General features: G+C 66.4%; 15 protein-coding genes and 1 pseudogene. 6 read left to right on the forward strand and 10 right to left on the reverse strand.

Annotated elements, in window-relative coordinates; translation table 11 throughout:
- Positions 1-43 precede the first annotated feature (43 nt).
- The 3 genes from ABIE51_RS10305 to ABIE51_RS10315 all read left to right on the forward strand — a co-directional run bounded on the left by ABIE51_RS10305 (position 44) and on the right by ABIE51_RS10315 (position 6,770).
- Positions 44-1,510 carry an esterase/lipase family protein gene (locus tag ABIE51_RS10305; RefSeq protein WP_354503989.1) on the forward strand — a complete coding sequence of 489 codons (1,467 nt, stop codon included), beginning with the start codon at positions 44-46 and terminating at the stop codon, positions 1,508-1,510.
- Between the two features lie 97 nt (positions 1,511-1,607).
- Entirely contained in the window at positions 1,608-3,413 is a 1,806-nt protein-coding gene (locus tag ABIE51_RS10310; RefSeq protein WP_192630646.1) for a DUF885 domain-containing protein, read from the forward strand.
- Positions 3,414-3,617: 204 nt separating this feature from the next.
- A complete protein-coding gene (locus ABIE51_RS10315; RefSeq protein ID WP_192630647.1) occupies positions 3,618-6,770 on the forward strand; it encodes a sensor histidine kinase in 3,153 nt (1,050 codons plus the stop codon).
- Between the two features lie 25 nt (positions 6,771-6,795).
- On the opposite strand, the gene ABIE51_RS10320 is transcribed toward ABIE51_RS10315, so the two are convergent.
- Positions 6,796-7,437 (reverse strand): response regulator, encoded by a 642-nt coding sequence (locus ABIE51_RS10320; protein WP_192630648.1) that lies wholly within the window; start codon positions 7,435-7,437, stop codon positions 6,796-6,798.
- Between the two features lie 217 nt (positions 7,438-7,654).
- On the opposite strand from ABIE51_RS10320, the gene ABIE51_RS10325 reads away from it, so the two are divergent.
- Together ABIE51_RS10325 and ABIE51_RS10330 are read left to right on the forward strand one after the other, a co-directional pair.
- On the forward strand, positions 7,655-8,296 hold the full coding sequence (locus tag ABIE51_RS10325; protein ID WP_192630649.1) for a response regulator: 642 nt from the start codon (positions 7,655-7,657) through the stop codon (positions 8,294-8,296).
- 523 nt (positions 8,297-8,819) lie between these two features.
- Positions 8,820-11,660 carry an ATP-binding protein gene (locus ABIE51_RS10330; protein WP_192630650.1) on the forward strand — a complete coding sequence of 947 codons (2,841 nt, stop codon included), beginning with the start codon at positions 8,820-8,822 and terminating at the stop codon, positions 11,658-11,660.
- Here ABIE51_RS10330 and ABIE51_RS10335 read toward each other — a convergent pair.
- The 9 genes and pseudogenes from ABIE51_RS10335 to ABIE51_RS10375 form a co-directional block, all read right to left on the reverse strand.
- Positions 11,657-12,538 carry an alpha/beta fold hydrolase gene (locus ABIE51_RS10335; RefSeq protein ID WP_192630651.1) on the reverse strand — a complete coding sequence of 294 codons (882 nt, stop codon included), beginning with the start codon at positions 12,536-12,538 and terminating at the stop codon, positions 11,657-11,659. The two genes, ABIE51_RS10330 and ABIE51_RS10335, sit on opposite strands and share 4 nt — an antisense overlap.
- Before the next feature lie 57 nt (positions 12,539-12,595).
- The gene (locus tag ABIE51_RS10340; RefSeq protein WP_192630652.1) at positions 12,596-13,660 is read right to left on the reverse strand and encodes an oxidoreductase; all 1,065 of its coding nucleotides are present in this window, start codon (positions 13,658-13,660) and stop codon (positions 12,596-12,598) included.
- A gap of 312 nt (positions 13,661-13,972) precedes the next feature.
- Complete coding sequence (locus tag ABIE51_RS10345) at positions 13,973-14,647, reverse strand: type 1 glutamine amidotransferase domain-containing protein (RefSeq protein ID WP_192630653.1); 675 nt, start codon at positions 14,645-14,647, stop codon at positions 13,973-13,975.
- A 79-nt stretch (positions 14,648-14,726) separates the two neighbouring features.
- Positions 14,727-15,782: an NAD(P)-dependent alcohol dehydrogenase gene (locus ABIE51_RS10350; RefSeq protein WP_192630654.1), complete on the reverse strand. Its 1,056-nt coding sequence runs from the start codon at positions 15,780-15,782 to the stop codon at positions 14,727-14,729.
- A 44-nt stretch (positions 15,783-15,826) separates the two neighbouring features.
- Positions 15,827-17,692, reverse strand: a complete 1,866-nt coding sequence (locus ABIE51_RS10355; RefSeq protein WP_354503994.1) for an aldehyde dehydrogenase family protein — start codon at positions 17,690-17,692, stop codon at positions 15,827-15,829.
- A 156-nt stretch (positions 17,693-17,848) separates the two neighbouring features.
- Positions 17,849-19,678, reverse strand: coding sequence for a monovalent cation:proton antiporter-2 (CPA2) family protein (locus ABIE51_RS10360; RefSeq protein WP_192630657.1), 1,830 nt, complete (start codon positions 19,676-19,678; stop codon positions 17,849-17,851).
- A 144-nt stretch (positions 19,679-19,822) separates the two neighbouring features.
- Entirely contained in the window at positions 19,823-20,365 is a 543-nt protein-coding gene (locus tag ABIE51_RS10365; RefSeq protein WP_354503996.1) for an SMP-30/gluconolactonase/LRE family protein, read from the reverse strand.
- 61 nt (positions 20,366-20,426) lie between these two features.
- Positions 20,427-21,020 (reverse strand): annotated as a pseudogene (locus tag ABIE51_RS10370) (L-dopachrome tautomerase-related protein); the annotation flags it as partial.
- Complete coding sequence (locus ABIE51_RS10375) at positions 21,001-21,822, reverse strand: glycine betaine ABC transporter substrate-binding protein (protein ID WP_354503998.1); 822 nt, start codon at positions 21,820-21,822, stop codon at positions 21,001-21,003. The gene ABIE51_RS10375 and the pseudogene ABIE51_RS10370, both read right to left, overlap by 20 nt.
- A gap of 281 nt (positions 21,823-22,103) precedes the next feature.
- On the opposite strand from ABIE51_RS10375, the gene ABIE51_RS10380 reads away from it, so the two are divergent.
- Positions 22,104-22,463, forward strand: a complete 360-nt coding sequence (locus ABIE51_RS10380) for a putative quinol monooxygenase (RefSeq protein WP_354504000.1) — start codon at positions 22,104-22,106, stop codon at positions 22,461-22,463.
- The last annotated feature ends 22 nt before the right edge of the window (positions 22,464-22,485 follow it).

The following is a 22,485-nucleotide window of genomic DNA, read 5'->3' on the forward strand; positions in this document are numbered from 1 at the left end:
CGCGTACGACGCCTTGAAGGGTGGGGCGGCGTCGTCGAACGACATGGCCAACCTCGCAACACGATGCACCGACGACTTCCTGGCCTACGCCCTCACGCAAAACCGGTCGTGGAGCGAAGGACCGCTGCGAGTGGCGGGCACGGAGCTGAGCGTCGAGTTCCGCCAGCTCTCGCCGTACCTGGTGCCGCCGCTCGACGTGACACGAGCGCGCGAGGTGTCGATGGAGGTGTATGGCGGAAAGCGCTTCAGCACGGACGGCTTCGGCGTGCCGCTGGCGCTCCTCGGAAAGCGCTGCGAGGACGCCCCTGTGTGCTCGCTGCTGCCGCCGGAAGGCGTCTTCCGCGGCGCGACCGCGTGGATCGAAACGGATGCGCACGGCGGCCCGGTCCTGGTCCTTTCCGATCCGCTACGAACGCCGCAGGTGACGATCGGCGCGTCGCAGCATTTACTCGCCAGCGACACCTCCGCCGCGTGGGCGCGGGGCGCGCAAACCTCGAAATTGCAGCGTCTCGGGGTCTGGGGTCTGTTCGGCGGGCGTGAGGTCGGACGGCGTGCGGGCGTCTTCCTGCTCGAGGATTACGACCCGGACAAGAAGCCGCTGGTCATGATCCACGGGCTGGGCAGCAGTCCGCTGATGTGGGCGGGGCTGTCGAACGAGATATGGGGCGACGCGGCGCTGCGTTCGCGCTACCAGGTGTGGCATGTCGTCTACCAGACGAACGCGCCGCTGCTCGTGAACCGGCTGCGCGTGCAGGGATACCTCGACGCGGCCTGGAAGGCGCTGGATCCGGAGGGCGACGATTTCGCGCGGTCGAACATGGTGCTGGTCGGCCACAGCCTCGGTGGCGTGGTCGCGCGCATGCTCTGCTCGGACAGCGGCGACGTGCTCTGGAACGCGGCTTTCGTGACCGACGCAGGCCGGATGCACGCCGCGCAGTCCGATCTGGCGATCGTGGATGCGACTTTCCACTTCAAGGCGTATCCCGGCGTCGGCCGGGCGATCTTCCTGGCGGCGCCCCATCGGGGAAGTCCCGCGGCGACGCGCTGGTTCGGCCGCGTGGCCCGGGTGCTCGTCGGTCGGCGCGCGCCTGAAATCCAGTCGCTGCGACGCGTCGCGCAGGCCAATCCCGGGGCGGTCCAGCCCGAATTGCTGGATCGATACCTGCGCGGCTGGGTCAACAGCATCTCGACGTTGCAGAGCGCGCAACCGGTGCGCGCCGCGGGCGAGCGCCTGATGCCGAGGAAAGGGATCGCGTACCACACCATCGCCGGTGCGTTGCCGCGTTACGACTTCGAATCCGATGGCGTCGTGCCCGTCGCGAGCACGCTGCTCGACGGCGCGCAGTCGACGCTGGTGGTGCGTTACGGCCACGACCTGGAAGAAAGCCCCGACGCGCTCGCCGAAATTTCCCGCATTCTCCACGAAGACGTTGCGTGTGGTCCGGGCTGGCCGGGCGATCTGCCATCGAGCACGGCGACGTGCGCGACTCCGTCGTTTTCGCGCGAATAGGGCAGGCGGGCGCAGGAAGTCCGTATGACCTTCGGCGCTCGCCGGCAAAAGGACGTCTCTCGCATCCTCGCTCCATGACCTCACCGGCACATGGACGATGACCCGAACGTTGACCCTCGCAATCGCATTTTCGCTGGCACTGCTAAACGCCTCGCAGGCGCATGCCGCACCGGCCACCACGACGTCCGTCGCAACGCCCGCTTCGCCAAAGTGGGTGGAAAGAAGCAACCAGTACGCGCGGATCCTGCTCGACGCGCAGGCGCCGTTCGCACCGGAGGACATGTCGTTCATGGGCGTGCCGGGGTACGACGGGCTCGTCACCGATCTCAAGCCGGAGTTCGCCGCGCGTTTCCGCGCCGCCACCGCGAGATCGCGCGACGAACTGAAGTCCAGGCTCACCATCGAACGCGACCAGGACGTGCGCCAGGACCTGGAGATCATGATCCGTGCCGCCGACGAGGCCATCGCGACGAGCGAACTCAACGAACGCCTGATGTTGCCGTGGCGCGACGCGCCGCAGATCGTGTTCAACGGCGTGCGCACGCTGCTGTCCGACCAGACGCCGCCCGAGCGCCGCGCGTTGGCGTTGCAACGCCTGAAGAACTACGTCGGCCAGGGACAGGAAACCGTACCGCTGACCGAGCTGGCGAAGGCCCGCTATGCGCAGCGCGCTGGCGATCCGACGCTGCTGCGCCCCACGAAACTGGAAGTCGAGCAGGCGCTGGGGAATGTCGACACCTATATCGCCGGCATCCGCGATCTGTTCACGAAATACCAGGTGACCGGCGCGGACGCCGCGTTGGCCGCGATGGAAACCCAGCTGAAGGACTACGCGCAATGGGGCCGCACGACGGTGCTCCCGCAGGCGCGCATCGACACGCAACTGCCGGCACCGCTGTACGCGAACCAGCTCCGTCAGATCGGCATCGACATCGAACCCCAGCTGCTGGTGCGCCGTGCGCAGGTGGAGTTCATGGAAACCCGCGCGGCGATGGCGCAGCTGGCGCCGCTGGTGGCGAAAGAGCACGGGCTGGAGTTGACCGATCCGCACGACTACGTGGCCGTCGTTCGCGCGCTCAAGAAGAACGCGATCGGCAACGACCAACTCGTGGCGCGTTACCGCACGGTGATCGACGCGATCGATCCGATCATCCGCGACGAACGCGTGGTCGATGTGCCCAACCGGCCGATGATCATGCGACTTGGGACGGAGGCCGAGTCGGCGGTGGTGTCGGCGCCGCACCTCTTGCCCGCGCCATTGGTTGGAAACACGGGCCAGCAGGGGCAGTTCGTCGTGCCGGTTTCGCTCGCGACGGCGGACGGCAAAACACTGGCGTACGACGATTTCAACTTCGATGCGGCGCGATGGACGCTGTCGGCGCACGAAGGCCGTCCGGGCCACGAACTGCAGTTCACCGCGATGATCGAGCGCGGCGTGTCGCTGGCGCGCACGATGTTCGCGTTCAACTCGGTGAACGTGGAAGGCTGGGCGTTGTACGCCGAAGCGGAAATGGTGCCCTACGAACCGCTCGACGGGCAGCTGGTCGCGCTGCAGTTCCGCCTCATGCGTGCCGCGCGCGCGATGCTGGATCCGATGATCAACCTGGGCCAGATCGACCGCGCTGGCGCCGGTCGCATCCTGCGCGAGAAGGTCGGCCTGTCGGAGGCGATGGTCAAGCAGGAACTCGACCGCTACACGTTCAACGCACCCGGCCAGGCGGGCGCGTACTTCTACGGCTACAGCCGCATCCTGGAGCTGCGCATGGAAACGGAAATGGCGCTGGGCGACAAGTTCAACCGGTTGGCGTTCAACAACTTCCTGCTCGACCAGGGCCTGCTGCCGCCCGACCTGCTCGGCAAGGCGCTACGCGAACGGTTCATCCCCGCGGTGCGAAAGGAGTAGAGCAGGCTACCTGCCGTCACGTGCGGGCTTCGCGCGTGGGGGCGTGGCGGCAAGGCGCCGTATCGATCGCGGCCCGGTTGCGGCGCGATCGGCCTGTAACGTCGCCGACGCACTTCCATCCTGATAGGGCTTGGGCTACTTATAGCGGTACGCACACTTCGCGATTCTCGGCCCGCCTGCACTGCAGGCTCCCGTGGGGCGGACATGAACGAAGTCTTCCGGTTCGGACCTTTCAGGCGGGTCCCGGCTGATCGTACGTTGCGCAGGGATGGCGGCGAGGCAGCCACGCATCGTCGCGCCTTCGATTCGGTGGCGCTCCTCGTGGCAGGGGCCACGATGCGCCTCGGCCTGGTCCTCACCGTCTGTTCGGCGATCATCCTGGCCGCGATGTCTGGAGCGGTGCACGCGCAGGAGCGCGATCGGACCATCCGCCAGTTCCACCATACGATCTGGACGGCCCGTGACGGTGCGCCGCCCGAAATCTGGGCCCTGGACCAGGGAGCGGATGGTTTCCTCTGGCTGGGGACGGGGTCCGGCCTGTATCGGTTCGACGGTATGCAGTTCGAGCCGTTTCACCCGGCTTCGGGCGAGCGGCTCGCTTCGGTCGACATCACGGCCATAAAGGTACTGGGGTCGAACGAGGTCTGGATCGGCTACTCCGACGGCGGCATTTCGCGGCTGCGAAGCGGGCACCTCACGACGTATCTGGAGAAGGACGGCATCTGGCCCGGCATGGTGGTGCGCATACTTCAGGGGCGGGATGACACCCTGTGGGCCGCCTCGCATGGCGGCCTGGCCCGGTTCAAGGATGGTCGATGGCAGAGGCTGGGAACGGACTGGGGCATTCCCGCCGACATGGTCGTCGATCTGTTCGTTGCGAGCGATGGCACCGTGTGGGTCAGCACAGCGGGCAGCGTCTATTTCCTGAGGCACGGCGCGCGACGCTTCGAACCCACCGGCCTGGTGACGGAACATGCCACCTTCACCCAGACCCCCGACGGTCGGATCTGGATCGCCGAGGGGCTCCACGGCCTGCGTCCCCTCGCGGACTACCTCGCGGGGGAACGTCGAATCCCATGGACGCTGCAGGCGGCGACGCCCGGCAACGTCCTGTCGGTGCCGGGTTTCGCGATCGACCGGCAGGGCGTCATATGGGCGACCGACCGCCGCAATGGCGGCATCTTCCGTTTCGATCCGCGCAAGGTGGCGCGCGCGCCCCGCAGTGTGTTGCCGTCGGATCTCACGGATGTATTCCGTCGCGCGGATGGCCTCACGGCCGAACGGAGCATTCCCATCCTGCGCGATCGCGAGGGCAACATCTGGGTGGGCACGAATGCGGGACTCAACCGGTTCCGTGCTTCCGAGATCGTGCCGGACACCTCCGTGCCTGCGACCACTGCGTTCGGTTACAGCATCGCGGCCATGAAGGACGCGACCTGGCTCACGGACGGGGTATGGCTTTACCGGGCGTTGCATGGCGACATCGCGCGCCGGTTCGAGCGACTGCATCCGGCAAGCACATTGCTGCTGCGGGCCCGGGATGGTTCGCTGCTGTATGGCAATGGTGGCTTTGTGCATCGCGTAAGCGCAGGCCGACCAACGCGGTTTTCCCCGCCCGCGGGGGTGCGCGACGAGAACATCCGCGCGCTTGCAGAAGATGGATCCGGAACGCTCTGGGTGGCGTTCGAACGATCCGGCGTCTTTCGACTGAAGGACGGAACCTGGAGCAGCAAGGTCGATCTGGGAGGATTGCCGACTCCCGTGGTTGCGGCATCCGATGCCAGCGGCGCCGTCTGGTTCGGATTCCCCGGAAGCCGCGTTTCCCGTCACGACGCAACCGGCATGCGGGTGTTCTCGGTGCCCGATGGCCTTGATGTCGGCCGCATAGGCATCATCGCCGTACACGACGGCGCGTTGTGGGTCGGTGGAGAATTCGGCGTGGCGCGTTTCGACAAGGAGCGCTTCCGCACCGTGACTTCGGAACGGGTGGCTCCGTTCTTCGGCATCTCGGGAATAAGCCGCACCGCCGACGGCGGTTTCCTCTTCAACGGCCTGCTCGGCCTTGTCCAGATGAACGCGCAGGAGCTGGCGAAGGCCTTTTCCGACACTGCCTATGCCCCGTCGTACGATCTTTACGACAGGGGAGACGGACTGCCGGGCGTAGCGCAGCAGGGCTGGCACACGCCGACCCTGGTAAGCGGTGCCGACGGTAGAACCTGGATCATCAGCAATACGGGCGTCGCCTTCCTCGACCCGGGCGGGCGCGAGCGAAACCGTTTGCCGCCGCCCGTCGCGTTGCTTTCCGCCACAGCGGGAGGCGTCACTTACCCCACGACGGATTCACTGGAACTACCCAGCGGAACAACGTCCCTCACGGTGACCTATACGGCTGCAAGCCTGAGCAAGCCAGAGGCGACCCGCTTCCGCTACCGACTGGAAGGCGTGGATGCGGATTGGCTCGACGTGGGCGTACGCAGGGAGGCCGTCTACAACAATCTGGGGCCCGGGCATTATCGCTTCCGCGTCATCGCGGCCAACGAAGACGACGTATGGAACATGGACGGCGCGGCGCTGGATGTCGATATCCCGCCCACATTCTTCCAGAGCGGATTGTTCAAGTTGCTGTGTGCCATTGCGGTCGCTGCGCTGGCGTGGCTGGCCTATTCGATGCGCTTCCGCGCGGTCGCAAACCGCATCCGCATTCGCATGGCCGAGCGCATCGAGGAGCGGGAACGTATCGCACGCGAGCTTCACGACACGCTGCTCCAGTCGGTACAGGCGCTCACGCTTCGCTTCCAGCTCGCGGTGAACGACCTGCCGCCGGAAACGCCTGCCAGGCCGGCGCTGGAGGAAGCTATCGATCTCGCCGGCAAAGTGATCGCCGAAGGGCGTGAGCGTGTCCGCGACCTGCGTTCGCTGCAGAACTGCGCCGTCGAGGAGATCGTTGCCGACATCGCAAGACGCCAGGCGTTCGATCCCGCCGTAGAGGTCGTGGTGACGACTACCGGCATGGTGCGCGTGCTCCACCCGCTGATCCTGGATGAGGTCACCCAGATCGCGAGCGAAGCGATCTTCAACATCTGGCGTCACGCGAACGCCAGCCGGATCCGGATCGATATCGGTTATGGCACGAACTTCAGCCTGCGCTTCGCCGATGATGGAGTGGGTATCGACGCCGGGATCGCCGGAAAGGGAAAAGAAGGGCACTTCGGACTCTTCGGCATGCGCGAGCGCGCAAGGAAGTTGCGCGGCTGGCTTGCCATAAACCGGTTGCAGGACGGCGGAACCGAAGTGCTGCTTACGGTGCCGGGCTCGATCGCGTACAAAGCTGCCGGACGTCGCGGGGACATCGGATGACGTGACCACGCATGCGGCGTGGGGCTTAACGTTCCCGATCGAGGATGCCGCGCTGCAGTGCCGTCATGACGGCCTGGAGCCGGCTGCTCGCGCCGAGTTTCGCGAGGACGCTCTTCATGTGCACCTTGACGGTCTGGTCCGAGACCCCGAGCCGGCTCGCCACCTGCTTGTTGGCGCTGCCGGTCGCCACCTCGCGAAGCACGTCCATTTCCCGCGGTGACAACAGGTCGGGCGGTACCCGCATGGAGAGTTCCCGGGTGATCGCAGGCGCTATGTGTTCAGCACCCGCATGCACTCCACGTATGGCGGCGACGAAGTCCTTGTAGTGGGTGTCCTTCAACAGATAACCGGCGGCGCCCGCCTTGAGTGCGCGCATCGCCTGCACGTCGCCGCGATAGGTCGTCAGCACGAGGATGCGGGCCGAAGGCGCGCGACTGCGTATTTCCGCTATCGCGTCCACGCCGTTCATGCGCGGCATCTGCAGGTCCATCAGCGTGACGTCGGGCCGATGTCGATCGAACAGGGCAACGGCCTCAACCCCGTCACTTGCCTCGGCCACCAGGACCATGTCCGGTTGGCGGGTAATGACCGCCACGATGCCCGCACGGATTACCGGGTGGTCATCTGCCACGAGGAGGCGAATCGGATGTTCGCTAGGTTCCGGCATGGGGAACGGATCGGCGAAGGGCGGCCCAGAGTCGCTTCGGCGACGCTAGCGCCGTCCCGAGGCGACCGTCAAGAAGTCCGCGGCGATGGTTCGTCACAGCGCAGGTCGCCGGGAGCGCGCCGCCACGCCGGTGTGCCGGTCGTCCCCTGCGAGGCGCATCCTTGCCCACCCGGATGGGGAATTGGCCGTAGCCGCCGGATAAGTCAGGATTTCTTCCATGCAGCTGACCGGCGAAGTCGACGATCGCATTCGCGTCCTGGCGGTGGACGACCATCCGATGCTGCGCGAGGGAATAGCGGCGATTCTGAAGCCGCAACCCGACATGGCCCTGATCGCAGAGGCGGAAGACGGCTTGCAGGCCATCGACGCATATCGCCGGCTGCGACCGGACATCACGTTGATGGACCTCCAGATGCCGAGGCTGGGCGGCCTGGAAGCGATCAACCGGATACGCAGCGAGTTCCCATCGGCGCGCATCATCGTGCTCACGACCTATGCGGGCGACGCGCTCGCGCTACGGGCCCTGCGCGCGGGCGCCATGGGCTATGTCCTGAAAGCGGCATTGGGAACGGAGCTTCTTGAGACGATCCGCACCGTCCATGAAGGCCGGCGCCACATCCCGCCGGAGATTGCACAGGAGATCGCGCTGAGGTCGGGAGAAGAGAGCCTCAGCGAACGCGAAATCGGCGTGCTCACGCTCCTGTCGAAGGGGTATTCGAACAAGCAGGTCGCCTCCGCGCTGTCGATCAGTCAGGACACCGTGAAGGGGCATCTGAAAAGCATCTTCGCCAAGCTCGAGGTGCGCGATCGCACGGAAGCGGCGAGGCTTGCGGTGCGCCGCGGCATCATCGATCCGTAGCCCTTCGACGAACGCACGCGCGACACCGTGAAAAGGTGAACGCGCAAGGGTGATGCGCCGGGCGCGATGCACGGATGGCGCGCAGCACCCGGCACGTTTCGTGCCGTTGCGAAGGCGTGCAACGGTGCCTGCAACCACCCCTTTGGGTAAGTGACAGATAGCTGCCGTCCGCGATATAGATTCACTGCGCGTCGCGGAAGGTTGTCGCTGGCATAGCGGCTCGCTTTACCGACGCCGACGGCGGCATGCAACCGGTCCGGCTTCTGCGTGCATCGACGCCATGACGTTGCGAAAGCGCGTTCGATTCCGACGCCCAAGGACCAGTAACGCGGGCACGACGTGGCGAAAGCCCGATGGAGGAGCGTCGCGCCTGCGCACATCCACGTGGACTTGCGATCGAGTTGATTGCGCTGCTGGACAGTCGCGGGATCAACGGCCGGCAGCCGACGGGCCGGATCGCCATCGCAAGCTCACTTCACGAGCCAACGGCCCGCCTGCGTGAGGCAGGCCCTGTGGGGCGAACATGAACGATGTCTTCCGGTTCGGGCGCTTCAGACTGACACCGGCCACCCGCTCGTTGCGCAAGGACGACATCGATGTGGCGCTGGGCAGTCGCGCCTTCGACATTCTCGTGGCGCTGGTGGAAGGAGGCGGCAAGGTGCTGACCCGCCGGGAACTGATGGCCTGCGCGTGGTCCGGACTGGTGGTGGAGGAGTCCAACGTCCGTGTTCAGGTCGCTCATCTGCGCAAGACGCTGGGTTGCGGAGAGCAGGGCGTTCGCTTCATCGCAAGCGTCGCAGGGCGTGGCTACTGTTTCGTCGCCGACGTACTGCGTGAACCGGAGCTCCAGCCCGCCGGGTCCAACGCACCGGCCCATTCGAGCCCGGGCGCTGGACTGCGCGAATCGCGATCGCTCGCGAACGCGCCCGTATCGCAGGACCGGATCGTCGGTTCCGAGGAGGGCGTCGCCGAATTGGCAGCGCAGATTCGCACCTCCCGCCTGGTGACCGTCGTCGGTGCTGCCGGAATGGGGAAGACCACCGTGGCGGTGTTGGCGGCGCGCGCACTCGATTCCTTCGGCGATGCGATCCACTTCGTCGATCTGAGCGTGATCACGAGCGATGCGCAGGTGCTGGAGGCGTTGTCGTCCGACGCGGACTATCGGCCCTCCGGTGCCGTCAGCGTCGCGGGACTGGCGGAGTTCCTCGACCGCCGGCCAACGCTGGTCGTGCTGGACAACTGCGAGCACGTGATCGGCGGCATCGCGTCGCTGATCAGGCAGATTCTCGACCGTACGCATCGCGTGTCGATCCTTTGCACGAGTCGCGAGGCGCTGCGCCTCTCCGACGAGCATGTGTACGTCGTGCGCTCCCTGGCATCGCCGCCCAACACCGGCAGGCTGACGGTCGAACAGGCCATGGCATGGCCTGCGGTGCAACTGTTCGTGGCGCGGGCCGAGGAGGGCGGTGCACACGAGGTTCTCAGCGACGAAAGCGCATCGCTGGTCGCCGCCATCTGCCGGCGGCTGGATGGCAATCCGCTGGCCATCGAGCTGGCGGCCAGCCGGGTAAGCACGTACGGGGTTCAAGGTGTTTCCGAACTGCTGTGCGGCCGATCGACGCTCCACTGGCAGGGCAGGCGGGATGCGGCTCCGCGGCACCAGACCGTCGAAGCCTTGCTGGATTGGACGTACGAACTGCTCTCGCCGCGCGATCGGCTGGCTCTGGGGCGACTTTCCGTTTTTTCCGGGGCGTTCCCCCTGGACGCGGCGATCGGCGTCATCAGCGACGACCGGCTCGACGCGGTCCAGGCTGCGACCGCCATCGCCGACCTGGCCGACAAGTCGCTCGTCGCCGTGCGTTCCAGGGATGGACGCACGCGCCTGCGGCTCCTCGAAACCACACGCATGTACGCCGCGGCGAAGCTTGCGGACGAAGGCGGGCATGCAGTCCTCCGGCGCCATGCATTGCACTACGCGCTGCATCTTCGCGGCTGCCGGACCGCGGCCATCCTCGATCCCGGCGTCACGCCGGAACTGGGCGAGGACGAACTGGGCAACATACGAGCGGCAATGGAGTGGTGCTTCTCGACCGGGGGCGACGCCACGCTTGGCGTGGAACTGAGCGCCCTGGCCGTTCCGTCGCTCCTGCAGCATCGCTCGTTCGACGAGTGCGCCCGCTGCTGCAGGCAGGCGCTCGATCGCATGCCGCCCGAGTTGGGCTCGACGGCCATCGAACTGGTGCTATGGGAGGTCCTGTCCATCGCGAACGCCTCGATGGGCCTTTACGGCGACGACATGCTGCTCGCCATCCAGCGCGGTCTCGTCATCAGCCGCTCGCTGGAGGCGCACCGGGCCACGTTCCATCTCCTGGCCGGCATGCACCTGGCCATGCTGGGCACCAACCGGTACGCCGAATCGCTGGACATCGCGGAGCAGTACGCCGCGCTCGCGAAGGACGTCGGCAGCGCGTCGGAAGAAGTGATAGCACGGTGGATGATCGGTGCGTCGCACCACTACATGGGGTCGCACGCCCTGGCCGAGGAGCAGTTCACTGCAGCGCGAAGGAAGCTTGCTTTGGCCGGCATGCGGAAGCTGGAGTACTTCGATGGCAAGGCGATGCTCAATGCGAACCTCGGCGTGGCACGCACGAAACTCGCGCTCGGGCTTCCCGTCCAGGCCCTGCAGCTGGCCATCAAGGCCATCGACGAGGCAAGGGAATATCCTGATTCGCTGTTCCCGTGCGTCACGCTGTTCTTTCCCATCTTCCTCCTGAACAACCTCGACACGGCAGCCGAAACCCTTCTGCAGACACTGAACGGCATCTCGCCCGAGTACCGCGTGGGATTCCGGTCCAGGCTCATCGGGATGCTCGAAGGCGTGCTGTTGCACCACCGGGGATCGCCCGCGGAGGCCGAAGTCCGATTGCGGCAAAGCCTTCCCGGAATGCGCATGGCGACGGCGCGATGCATCGGTCTCCAGGCGATGGCCGATGTCCTGCGTGAGGTCGGTAAGACGGAAGAAGCCTTCACGGTCATCGAGGAGGCCATCGCGTTGTCTGACAGCAACGGCGGCTTCTTCAGCCGCCCCGACCTGCTGCGCACGAAGGGCGAGATCATGATGGCCTTGCCGCAGTTCGGCCAATCGCAGGCGCGCGAGGTATTGATGGAAGCCATGCGCGATGCGCATCGCGCGGGCGCCCTGGGCTGGGAGATCGCGGCCGCACTGGCGCTGGCGCGACTGGAGATATCGCAGGACCGAACGGATGAAGCCAAGGCGGTGCTGCATCCGGTCTACATGCGCCTTGCGGAAGGGCACGAAACGCCCCTGGTGAGGGAAGCGGCGACGATCCTCGCCGCGCACTAGGCGCCGCGGCGCACGTCGGACTGGAACGTCTCGCGGATGCGCTGGATGATCAGGCCTGCATGCGTTTCCAGCGCGAAGTGCCCGGTGTCGATCAGTTCGACGTGTGCGTCCGGATTGTCGCGCTGGAACGCCCGCGCGCCGGCCGGCGTGAAGAAGGGGTCGTGCTCGCCCCAGATGACGAGCGTCGGCACCAGCCTGTCGCGGAAAAACTGCTGGAATCGAGGATAGAGCGCGAGGTTGTTCCGATAGTCGTAGAACAGGTCGAGCTGGATCTCGTCGACTCCGGGGCGCTGCAGCAGCATGTGGTCCAGCTGCCACGCCTCGGGCGCGATGAGGGTCGTATCGCGAACGCCGTGCTCGTACTGCCAGCGTGTTCCGTCCAGGGTCAGGATGCCCCGGAGCGCATCGCGATGTTCGGGCGTGGGATTTTCCCAGTACTGGCGCGTGGGCCCGAAGGCGTCTCCCAGCCCATCGAGGTAGGCATTGCCGTTCTGGCTGACCAGGCCCGCCACGCGCTCAGGAAGATGGAGCGCGAGGCGCAGACCGACGGGCGCACCGTAGTCGAACACGTAGAGGATGTACCGCGACAGGCCGAGCGCCTCGACGAAGGCGCGAAGCGTCTCGCCGAGCGCGTCGAAGGTATGGACATACCGGCGTTCGTCCGGCACCTGCGTGAATCCGAATCCAGGAAGGTCCGGCGCGACCACGTGGAAGCGGTCTCCCAGTTCCGCCAGCAGGTGCCGATACATGTGCGAGCTCGTCGGGAAGCCGTGGACGAGCAGGAGCGTCGGTGAGTCGGCGTCACCCGACTCGCGGTAGAAGATATCCACGCCATCGGCGCGGACCGTTCGATGATGGACGGAAGGACGAGCCGACATGGATCTCTCCCTGTCTTGAGGGGCGGCGCCGTAACGCCGCCGAATGAAGACTGTCAGTTACACATGCCGGTACTGGACCGGCTTGTCCACGCGGGCGTGCAGCGAATGCGCGGCGTGCCACGGCCAACGCGGCGACTGCACGATCGTCCGGGTCAACGCGACCGCATCGGCATGGCCCTTCACGATCACCGCGTCGACGCGGTCGTAGTCGTGATCGAGACTGTCGGCGATCACCGGAACGTTCACCGCGCGCTTCACCGCGCGGACCACGGCCAGTTCCCTTCGCGACCTCGGCGGCGATTCCGGGACCAGGCCGCCCGCCGTGACATGGAACGCGCTGCATCCGCGGGTTTCCAGGCGCATGGCAAGACCGACCGCCTGTTCGATGCTCCAACCATTTCCCGCGCCATCGAACGCCGGAAGTCGGACCGTCACCGGATGCTGCGCGGGGACGGCATCGCGAACTGCCTCGAACACCTCCAGCGGGAACCGCATCCGGTTCTGCAGCGAGCCTCCATAGGGGTCGCCGCGCCGATTGGACTGCGACGAGAGGAACTGATGAAGCAGGAAGCCCTCGGCAGCCTGTATCTGGATCGAATCGACGCCGGCGCGTACGGCGCGCACCGCGGCACTCGCGAATCCATCGCGGATCTGGCGCAGGTCGGCTCGATCCAGCGTCCTGGGTGCAGCCTGATGCGCGATGTAAGGCACGGGGGAGGGCGCGGTCGTCCGCCATCCGCGGCCACTGCCGGCTGCGAGCAAGCCGCTCCCGTTCCACGGCGCGTCGACCGATCCACGGCGTCCCGCATGGTTCAACTCGATCGCGATGGGCATGTCGGACCATCGTCGTATGCTTTCGATGGTCAGGCTCATCGCGTATTTGCCCTGGTCGTTCCACAGTCCGAGATCGCCTGGGCTGATGCGTCCCTCCGACAGCACGGCGGTCGCCTCTATGAAGAGAAGTCCGGCACCGGAGAGCGCAAGATGCCCCAGGTGGATCAGGTGCCAATCGCTCATGCAGCCGTTGTCGGCGGAGTATTGGCACATCGGACCGATGATGAGCCGATTCACGAGCTCGAGCGCGCCCAGGCGAAGCGGGGCGAACAGCTGGGAGCAGGGCACGGTAGCGTCTCCTTCTCACCGTGTGACAACCCATGGCGGCATCGAGGCCTGGTCGCGGCGCGTCCCGGTCCGGGCGACAGATCCGATCGATCCGTCCGGAAGGAGCGGATGCCCTCGCGAAGGCAGTGTGGTCCGCGCGCGGGCGACCGCGGTAATTAAAGATCGTCAAAGGCGGTGAATTGCCGTGCGTGCCGGCAGGACGGACATCGATGGTGCAGGCGTCGTGCCCGCACGCTTCGCCATCCGGCGCGCGATGTCCGTGTGGCGAACAGCCCGCGCTGCAGGACGACCCTGCAGCGCAGTTGCATGGCATCACGCCCGCTGGAGCGCTTCGGCGATCGCCTTGCCTACGAGCGTGCCGGAGGCGGGATTCTGTCCCGTGATCAGGCGGCCGTCGACTACCAGCTTGGGTTGCCAGGGCGTGACCGAGGAATGTTCCGCACCTTCGTCACGCAATGCGGTTTCCAGATCGAAAGGCACGTCGGCTCGCGCGTATCCGTCTTCTTCCGCGGTGGAGAAGGAAGTGAGCTTGCGGCCGCGCACCAGCGGCGATCCGTCCTCCAGTTCCACGCCGAGGAACGCGCACGGACCGTGGCAAACCGCCGACACGATCTTGCCGGCGTCCCACATCCGGCGTACCGCCTTTTTCACGTCGGGATCGGTGGCGATGTCGGCCATCGGTCCCAATCCGCCGGGAAAGAAAATGGCGTCGTAGTTGAGGACATCGACGTCCTTCAGCCGCCGGCTGTGGCCGAGGCGTCCATAGGCCGCACTCCCGAGGAAGTCGGTCTGCCCCTTGTCCTTTTCGTCGAAGCCGTCTTCCGGCGGCTTCCCGCCCTTGAGCGTCGCGAACTCGACCGCGATGCCCGCTTCGTCCAGCGCCTCGAACGGGTGGGCGATCTCGGGGAAGAAGAAGCCGGTCGGCCGCTTGTTGGGACCGATGTGTGCCGTGTTCGTGGCGACGAACAGGACGTATTTGGTGGCCATGTCATTGCTCCGGAGGAAGTCGGGCGCGATGCCGCGCCACGGATGGTGGAGGACTGCGGCTGCGACGCCGCGCGGATGCTCAGAACTTGAGGACGGCGCGTCCTACCACGTCGTCCTTGCGCAGGCGGTCGATGTAGGTGTTGACCTCATCGAACTTGATCGTGGTGATCGTGTGCTGGATCTTCCCGCGCGCGGCCAGCGCCATCACTTCGCCCAGGTCGATGTTGTTGCCCCAGAACGATCCCTGGATCGTCTGCTCACGCGAGACGCGCGGAAACAGCGGAACGTCGATCCTGTCGCCGACAAACCCGACATCCACGTAGTGCCCGCTGATGGACAGCAGGCCCAGCGCGAGCTGCACCGTCGCCTCCGCGCCGGCGCAATCCAGCGCCGCGTCGAGGTCGCCCTGGCCGGTCGCCTGCTTCAGCTCCCTGCTTACATCGGCCACGCTCTTGTTGCCGATGGCGATGACGTGGTCCGCGCCGTATTTCTTCGCGACGGCGAGCTTCTCCTCGTTGCGCGCGAAGGCGACCACCTGGCAGCCGTTGCCCAGCTGCTTCGCGTACTGCACCGCGTACACGCCCAGGCCGCCGATGCCGAAGATGCCGAGCACGCGATCGGGTCCGAGCGCCCCGCCTTCGCGCAACTTCTTGAGGCCGCGATACGGCGTCAGACCGGCATCGGTGAGAGGTGCGATTTCCTCGGGTTTCATGCGCGGATCGACCTTCACCACGTAACGCGCCGGCACCGGCACGTACTCGGCGAAGCCGCCCCACAGGCCGAAACCGGGCCATCGCACGTTGGGGCAGATCTGCGTGTTGCCTTCCAGGCAGTGACGGCAGACACCGTCGCCCCAGCCCGGTGCGACGACCACGCTGTCGCCTTCCTTCAAGCCGAGGCCGTGGTTGACCTGCGAGCCCATGCGATCGATCACGCCCGCGATCTCGTGCCCGGGAATGATCGGCATCGGCAACGTGCCGTAGTTGAGGAAGAACTTGTCGATGAGCAGCACGTCGCTGCGGCACATGCCGCACGCCTGGACCTTCACCAGCACCTCGTCCGGCTGGATGTCCGGAATCGGGATGTCCTCCAGGACCAACGGCTTGTTGTACTCGTGTATGCGGGCGGCTTTCATCGGTGTTCTCCTGTGGGGATCCGGTCCTTCGCTGGGGGAGGCGATCAATCGTTGGCGACGACCACCATCTTCTGGTTGACGAGCTCCCGGATTCCGAACTCGGACAGCTCGCGCCCGTAGCCGGAACGCTTGATGCCGCCGAAGGGAAACTCGGGCGCGGTGGAGGAGGGCGTGTTGATCCAGATCGAGCCGGTCTCGATCCGCGAGGCGAGGGCCTTTGCACGGTCGATGTCCGCGGTGAAGATCGCGCCGGACAGGCCGAAGTGGGAGTCGTTGGCGAGCGCCACGATGGCGTCGTCGTCCGCGACCACGTAGACCTGCGCGACCGGGCCGAAGAACTCCTCGAAGTACGCCGGGTTGTCGCGCGTGATGTTGGTCAGGATCGTGGGTTCGTAGAACGCGCCATCGCGGTCGATGATCCGGCCGCCGAAATGCAGCGTCGCGCCGGCCGCGACGGCCTTGTCTACCTGCGCTGCGATCTCGTCGCGCGAGGCGGTCGAACACATGGGGCCCATGTCGGTGTTCTCGTCCATCGGGTCGCCCACGCGCACCTGCGCGAACCGCTCCGTGAACTTCGCCAGGAATGCATCGGCTACGGATTCGCTCACCAGGAACCGCTTGGCGGCGTTGCAGGCCTGGCCGGCGACATGCAGGCGCGCGAAGACGCCGTCAGCGACCGCGCGATCGAGGTCGGCATCTTCGAGAACCACGAACACATCGGCGCCGCCGAGTTCGAGGACGGACTTCTTCAGGTGCCTGGCGGCTTGTGACGCCACGATGCTGCCCGCCTTCTCCGATCCGGTCAGTGCGACGCCCTGCACCCGGTCGTCCTCGATCAGGCGGGCGATCTGGTCACTGCAGGCGAACAGGTTGGTCCACGCGCCCGGTGGCGCGCCTGCGGCTGCAACGAGCTCTTCGAACGCCAGCGCGGAACGCGGCACGATGCTCGCGTGCTTGGCGAGCACCGGATTGCCGATCGCGATGTTCGGCGCCGCAACGCGAACGAGCTGGTAATAGGGAAAATTCCATGGCTCGACCGCGACGACGACGCCGATGGGGTGGTATTCGACCCACGCGTCGCCGCGCGACGTTTCCAATGCCCGGTGCGCGAGGAAGGTATCGGCGTTGCGTGCGTAGTACCGGGCGATGTCGGCGGTGATGCCGACTTCCCACCGCGCTTCGGCTATCCGCTTGCCCATCTCCTCGACGAGCAGCCGCGCGAGCGGTTCCGCGCGCTCCTCGACGAGATCGGCGAAACGTGCGAGCACGTCCAGCCTGGGCTGCCGTGCTCCCTTGCTCCAGTCGGATCGGTACAGCGCGTGCGCTCGCGCGAGCGCCGCATCAATTTCTACGTCGGAGTGGTTGGCGAAGGTCGCGACGAGTGCGCCCGTCGCCGGATTCACGCTCTGGTAGGCCATGGTGACGTTCCTCAGCCGACACCCGGGCGCGCGCTTTCGCGTCCCCGCGGGAGCCGTCTCGTTGTGCCTCAGGCGCAGGTTCAGCGCATCGATGGCGGCCTGCGCGACTTCGATGTCCTGTTCGACCGAGCCCGCGCTGGTGCCCACCGCACCCACGATCTCGTCGTCGATGACCACGGGAATTCCGCCACCGAAGATGACCACCTGGCCCGCGTTGCTCTGGCCGATGCCGAACAGCGCCGCGCCCGGCTGCGCCAGATGGGAAAGCAGCTCGGTCGTTTTCGAGAAGATCCGGGCCGTGGTGGCCTTGTGGATCGCCAGGTCTATGCTCCCGATGAGGGCGCCGTCCTGTCGCGTGAACGCGATCAGGTGGCCACCGACATCGACCACGGCCACGTTGTACGGAATGCCGATACGCGTCGCGGCCTGTTCCGCGGCGCCGAGCATGTGCCTGGCGTCATCGAGCGTCAGTGTCCGGAGCGTGCGTGGCATCTTCGTAAACCCGGTGCGGTAAGCCGTCGATTCGACGCGATGTGCAATGCGTCGACACAACGACTTCGTACCATGGGCATCGGCGCCATCGCCCGTAAAACACCGTGAATGCTCGATGGATTGCGTGAAACGGCAGAGGCCGGGCGGCGGGTGCGATCAGTTCTTCGAGCGCGCGGCCACTTCCGCGGCCTGATTCAGTGCCTGGCTTTCGCGGCGCGGCGCCGTGAGTGGCGTGGGGTGGGGACGTTTCGAGAAGCTCATGACGGCGCCGGTGACCCAGTCGCCACCGGCGAGTTCGTAAGCGAAGCGATCGGCATCGCGGCGACGCACTTCCTTCGCGATCTCGCGCGCCTGCGTCGGCGTGAGGCCAAGTTCGCGCAGTGTCATCGTGCCGAAGCGCAGTGCCGACTCGAAGGTTTCCCGGACGTGGCGCGTGATGCCTTCGCCGGCGAGGTGCCAGGCGTGTTCGCGATCGTACGCACGTACGATGAGCGTCGCCTGCGGGAACTGAACCTTGCACAGGTCCACGATTTCGTTGGCCACTTCGCAGCGGTCCACGCAGATCGCGATGATCTTCGCCTCGTCGGCCCCGGCGGCCTGCAGTACGTCGAGCCGCGTGCCGTCGCCGTAGTAGATCTTGAAGCCGAAGTCGCTCGCCGCCTGGATCATCTCGACATCGGTGTCGATGATCGTGACATCCACGTCGCGCACCAGCAGTGGCTGGCTGACCACCTGACCGAAGCGGCCGAAGCCGATCATCAGCACGCTTCCGGAAAGCCCCACCGCTCGATTGACACTCGCAAGCGCCTGTGCCTTGCACGCGGGCACGAAGCGTCGAACCAGCAGGGTCACCAGCGGTGTCAGCGCCATCGAAAGCACCACCATGGTCGTCAGGCGCGCATTCGCCTGGGCGCTGATGACACCCGCCGCGCTTGCCGCGGCGTACAGCACGAACGCGAACTCGCCACCCTGGGCCATCAACGACGCGCGATCGATCGCTTCTCCGTGACCGCTGCGCAACACGCGCGCGACCACGTAGATGCACAGGCCCTTGGTCGCCATCAGGGCGAGGACACCGGTCACGATGATGGCCCAGTCGGCGCGCACCACCGACACGTCCAGCGCCATGCCGACGCCGAGGAAGAACAACCCGAGCAGGATGCCGCGGAAGGGCTCGATGTCGGCTTCGAGCTGATGGCGGAAGCTGGATTCGGCCAACAACACGCCGGCGACGAACGCACCCATCGCCATCGACAATCCTCCGGCCTGCATGAGCAGCGCCGCGCCCAGCACGACCAGCAGCGCCCCGGCCGTCAACACTTCACGCGCCTTGGAGCCCGCCAAAATCCGGAACAGCGGGTTGAGCAGCCAGCGCCCCGCCGCGATCAGGGCCAGCAGCGCCAGGATCCCGATCAGGATCGACAGCCCACGGTGCGATGTCGCCGCGTTGGCATGCGCCGGCGACATCCACGCCACCATCGCCAGCAGCGGCACGATCATCAGGTCCTCCAGCAGGAGGATCGATACGATGCGTTGCCCGTTCGCGCGGGCAAGGTCGCCACGCTCGGACAGCAGTTGCATCACGATGGCGGTCGACGTGAGCACGAAGCCCAGCGCACCGATGAACGCGACCTTGAACGGCCAGCCCATCAGCATCCCGGCCGCGGTGAGCGCGATGGCGCAGGTGACGATCTGCAGCGTCCCGAGCCCGAAGATCTCGCGGCGCAGATCCCACAGGTGCGACGGGCGCATTTCCAGTCCGACGACGAACAGGAACATCACCACGCCAAGCTCGGCGATGTGGAGGATCGCCTCCGGCTCGGTGAACCAGCCGAGTCCGAACGGCCCGACGACGAGCCCGGCGACGAGGTAACCGAGGACCGAGCCCAGGCCCAGTCGCCGGAACAGCGGGACCATGATCACCGCCGCACCGAGCAGGGTGACCGCCTGGATCAGCTGGCTGTTGCCGGACGCTTCGATGGCCATCGTGTCCTCCGCCGCGGTTTCGGAGACGAAGCACCGCTACACGCGCGATGACCGCGCCATCCCGCGCGTGCATCGGTGGCATCGGCGGGTCGTCGATCGACCACTTTCCGGTTGCACGCGCAAGGTACACCCGCCGCGGTGAACTCAGCGCCCGGGTTGTCCACGGGTTCCCGTCCAGATGCGTGCGATGAGGTAGGGCGGCTGCCCGCGATCCTCCGCACCGGTGAAGATGGGGTTGCGGTGCAACTGGTTGATCGCGACATAGAGCCACGAGTCCTGGCCGAAGTGCGCGTTGTCCGCCCACAGGAAGCGCGGATCGCGGACGAGCGGTTGCAGCTTGCCGTCCTTCGTCAGCAGGTCGATGCCGTTGTCCGGTAGGTTGGTGATGAAATGGTTGCCTTCGGCGTCGGTGGCCGCACCATCCGACAGCGGCTTGGATCCGGCCCGCACGATGCCGCGCCCGATCTCCGCGTCGCTCGCACCATCGCGAAAGAGCCTTGCGGGAACGGAATACCAGCTCGTTCCGTTCATCGAGCCGAAGTACAGGGTCTCGCCATCGGCCGACAGGGGTGATCGGATTGATGCCCACGCGTGCAGGTCCCATGCGGCCACCCGGACCGGGGAAGAGCAGGGGCTTGCCTTCGACCACGAGCTCCACGTCTTCGCTCTGGAGCGCGGGATGGCCACGGAAACGACGTGCAACGTTCCTGTTGGTATCCACCACCACAATGGCTGGATCCGGCCCGCAGTCGGCGACGTAGACGAAGCCGCGATCGCTGTCGACGGCCAGATCCTGGAGGATCTGGCCGTCGGGTGCTGCTGTCTTGTCGAAGTCATGACGGGAGGCGAGTCGACGCGAGGCGATGTCGAACGCAAGCAGCTTGGGCGGCTGCGGGTCGGGCAGCCAGTTGCCGTGGTCGATCACCCACAACCGGTCGCGTCCGTCGATCACGACACCGTGCGGCGTATTGAGGACGTCGTTCCCGGACCCCGGTTTCGCGTTCCATGCCGCATCGGGGAAGGGCGCATAGGAGTCGCGCCCCGTGACCTCGATGAGCTGCACCGGTCCACGCCGCATGCCGTGCACGCTGGCGAAGATGCGCCCGTCCTTCGAGACGGTGACATTGCCGGGCGTGATGTCGAGCTCGGCCACGATTTCCACCTGCCCGACCTTGGGTGGCGACTGCGCCGCAGCCGCGGCGTCGGGCGCAAGATCGGCCGCGGTCAGGTCGGACGAGGAAACCTCCGCCTGTCGCGAACAGGCGGCAAGCAGCAGGAGTGCGGCCAGGGTCGTTGCACGATTGCCTTTCCTCGTCTGGTCCTCAATCGATGGTGATTTCATGTCCGCCGAGCCAGCGGGCGAGGAGATCGGCGTTGGAATCCAGCCAGTCCCGCGCGGCTTCCCGGGCGGAGCGGCCGTCGACGTTGACCGCCCAGTCCATGCGGTTCACGTCGTCCAGGCTGAGCTGCACGCGCGCAAGCGCGCGGCGCGTCCGTGCAGGAAGCGCATCGAAACGGATCGAGGGAGCCACGAGCACGGCACGATTCCCGTGGCCCAGGACGCCCAGCGGATCGCCCAACTCGCGCAGCGTGCCCGCGCTGTTCAGGAATTGCGGCGTCCACGTGGGGAAGACGAACCAGTCGCCGCGCGCATGCAGGCGTCGGTACGTTTCCAGCCAGAGCGCGGACGATCCCGGCAGCACGCGGTAGCTGTCGGCCAGCCCGTATCGTTCGAGTGCGGTTTTCGAGGCCGTCGTGATGGCGGCGCCGTCGCCGATCGCCTGGATGTCGCGCGTCATGCGTTCCAGGACCGGCGGCGACGCGAGATCGGCGATCGTGGACACCGCATCGGACGGCACATAGTCGGGCACGGCCCAGAAGAAGCGAGCCCCGTCGTAAAGGCTCGCCACTTCGCATGCCTCGCCTCCGTATCGCGCCCAGTATTGCGCATGGCCTTCAGGTAGCCATGCCGCCACCATCAGGTCGATGGCACCATCCGAGAGCAGGGGAAACATCGACTCGTGCGGCCCCTCGCGCACCTGCACTGCATGTCCGAGGCGTTCCAGGTACCTGCTGCACCACGGCGCCGACCACGGCGTAGAAGCTGAGCGACACCTGGCCCAGCACGACCACGCCGCCGTCATCGCGTGCGCCGGTGGCGCCGGGTGCGGCAAGGCCGGCCACCGCACCGACGATGGACCCGAGCACGACGCGGCGTGAGAGCGACATCTGGAGCATGGGAGCCTCCTGCCATCAACGCTAGCGCTCCACCCGCGGGCGCGCGCGTTAAGCGTCGTAGTCCTTCGGCACACGTCCGCTTACCGCGATTCACGACGATTTACTTTCGTGCCCGACAGGGCGGAGGGACACTGCGGCACGAAGCCAATGCGCCGGCGAAGGCCGGTGCGTCCGCAGGTACCGACCCATGAAGCTCGACGACTGGCTGGAAGGAGCGGACATCGTGAAATCTCGCGCGAAGATCGTGGCTGTCCTCACCGCAAAGCCGGGGAACGAGCCGGCGCTGGAGGCGCTGCTGCGCGGCATGGTCGCCCCGAGCCGCGAGGAACCCGGCAACCTGCGCTGGGATATCTGGCAGGACGCCGCACAACCGGGTCGCTTCGTGCTGGACGAGTTGTACAAGGATGAGTCCGCAGTGGCGGCCCATCGTGCGACACCGCACTTCCAGCATTACCTCGCCGTGGTCGACTCCCTGGCCGAGCGCCAGGCGCATGTCGTACGGCCCGTCGTCGTTGCCGACATCGTGCCTGCCACGAAAGGGCAGTGAGCCGTCGATCGCCCCTTGGAGA

This window comes from Lysobacter sp. OAE881 (assembly GCF_040546665.1).
Taxonomy (GTDB): domain Bacteria; phylum Pseudomonadota; class Gammaproteobacteria; order Xanthomonadales; family Xanthomonadaceae; genus Lysobacter_J; species Lysobacter_J soli.